6 protein-coding genes are annotated in these 1,816 nt (G+C 45.4%); 4 read left to right on the top strand and 2 right to left on the bottom strand.

The features are described 5' to 3' along the window. Positions 1-174 precede the first annotated feature (174 nt). The 3 genes from PX481_RS16715 to PX481_RS16705 all read left to right on the top strand — a co-directional run bounded on the left by PX481_RS16715 (position 175) and on the right by PX481_RS16705 (position 1,101). A complete protein-coding gene (locus PX481_RS16715) occupies positions 175-471 on the top strand; it encodes a hypothetical protein (RefSeq protein ID WP_155120380.1) in 297 nt (98 codons plus the stop codon). 112 nt (positions 472-583) lie between these two features. Next, positions 584-814 carry an addiction module protein gene (locus PX481_RS16710; protein ID WP_002758583.1) on the top strand — a complete coding sequence of 77 codons (231 nt, stop codon included), beginning with the start codon at positions 584-586 and terminating at the stop codon, positions 812-814. Continuing rightward, the gene (locus PX481_RS16705; protein ID WP_002758582.1) at positions 811-1,101 is read left to right on the top strand and encodes a type II toxin-antitoxin system RelE/ParE family toxin; all 291 of its coding nucleotides are present in this window, start codon (positions 811-813) and stop codon (positions 1,099-1,101) included. The genes PX481_RS16710 and PX481_RS16705 overlap by 4 nt, the downstream gene beginning before the upstream one ends. 209 nt (positions 1,102-1,310) lie before the next feature. Here PX481_RS16705 and PX481_RS16700 read toward each other — a convergent pair whose 3' ends face one another. Together PX481_RS16700 and PX481_RS16695 are read right to left on the bottom strand one after the other, a co-directional pair. Continuing rightward, positions 1,311-1,508: a hypothetical protein gene (locus tag PX481_RS16700; protein ID WP_288095073.1), complete on the bottom strand. Its 198-nt coding sequence runs from the start codon at positions 1,506-1,508 to the stop codon at positions 1,311-1,313. A 2-nt stretch (positions 1,509-1,510) separates the two neighbouring features. Then, positions 1,511-1,669 (bottom strand): hypothetical protein, encoded by a 159-nt coding sequence (locus PX481_RS16695; protein WP_288026471.1) that lies wholly within the window; start codon positions 1,667-1,669, stop codon positions 1,511-1,513. 91 nt (positions 1,670-1,760) lie between these two features. Here PX481_RS16695 and PX481_RS29795 point away from each other — a divergent pair. After that, the coding region (locus PX481_RS29795; protein WP_072024880.1) for a helix-turn-helix domain-containing protein at positions 1,761-1,816 on the top strand (56 nt) is incomplete at its 3' end.

The raw sequence follows: 1,816 nt of genomic DNA, 5'->3' as shown, positions 1-1,816 counted from the left end.
TTTGCTAATAAACATAGCAAAATTATAGATGATTTCCTGACCTAAGATCACATTTTATTCTTTTTTCCACTTCAATCTAAGAATTGAGAAAAAAGCAAAACCTTATATTATACCATAAAAAAATTATGCAAGAGGTCTATTGATACGCTGCGTCCTATCCTTGAGAGAGTTGGGATGCTAGCCAATGCTTCTGACAAAATCGAATTAGGGTTACTTCCATACAAACCAGCCTTTGGCATAGTGGTGATCGACCCTGATGAGCCGTATGGACGAATAATCGTTGAAATGTACCCACACCACTCTGATTCGTTTGCCCCTACTTTTGAGTTGCGACCCGATCGAGATCCTCACTGGTATAAACATTTTAGAGAGCAATTTGAGAACTTGTGGAATGGTTGTGGGCAAAGGCACTTTTCAGGAGTAGAGGTGCATAAATTAGTCGAAGAGGTGCGAAATGTTTCGAGCAACTAACCAAGCCGTATAATGTGGGATCTGAGGTGGACGATTGCTTCCTCAAATTCGTCTCATGTCAAAGTTTGATACAATTCATTCAGGATTGAGCCTTCTGCGAGGGATGGGGACTATGCGATCAATTGAGCAACTGACTGAGGAAATATTGTCGCTGCCTAGCGAATCAAGAGCATTCCTAGCAGACAAGTTGGTGGAAAGCTTGGAATTCGATACCGACTCAGCAATTCAGGCAGTTTGGGTAACTGAAGCCAAGCGCCGAAGAGATGAGGTGCGAGATGGTTCTATTCAACCAATTCCAGGCGAAGACGCTTTAGCCCAAGTCAGACGGCTGATTGAGCCATGAGGTACGTATTTCATCCTGAAGCCCTGAATGAATACGCTGAAGCAGTTCAATACTACACAGAGCAGAGAGTTGAGGTTGCTCAAGCGTTCATAAACGCGATCGAGGATACAGTTTATCGGATCAGGGAGTCTCCAACCCGTTACGCTGCAATTGATGAAGATGTTCGGCGGTGTATGGCGCGTAAGTTTCCTTACGGTGTTCTCTACACAATTGAGCAAGACTACATTCTGATTTTGGCAGTCATGCATTGCAGTCGTGAGCCTGGATACTGGAAAAATCGCAAGTAATTGAAGTTGCCATCTGCCTAACTTCACCGTTGGCCAGCATCCCAGAAGACTTTCAGTATCCAGAAGACATACTCGATTTTGTTGAAAGCGGGCCGGGTGGTAAGGAGATGATTTGACAGGGTGAGACTTCAGACGTTCGACAAAACGAACGTCTGAAGTCTCACGGCAACTGCGTGGTCGCAACCTTAAGCGTGATTATCGGGTAACGACTATTTCCTCGATAGAAAACCGACAGACACCCCGAAATGGAGATTACCGATGCCCAATCCCCAACCCGCTCCCGATAGGGGTTCACCTTTAAGAGAAAAGGATATGACCCCACCAGATAACAAACCCGTGATCTGACAGAGGAGAAACCTATGTAACAGACGACGGCGTTCTCGATCGATCGCACCCTGTAGGATCAAGGTTAGGTCATCTGTTCTGGTTCCTTCTTGGTACGTTGGATCAGCTTCTTTGCGATTAATTCTGGGGATTGTTTGAGAGAATCGAGGGACTCCTCGACCACGCGACCAGATTGTTCTACCTGGGACCTTAGACCGGGGACGCTGAAATTGCGTTCTTTCATCGAAAATTTGGGTCTGAAACCCCGTCGTTCTACGACGGCTTTACTGTTAAATATGAGCATCGTTTACGAAATATATGCTAAAATGTGAGACATGGAAAAAGCCTACTCGTTCCGATTTTACCCCACACCCGAACAAGAGTCGCTATT

It is taken from the genome of Microcystis sp. M53603_WE2, from assembly GCF_030065435.1.
This window is presented reverse-complemented; position numbering and strand designations above follow the sequence as displayed.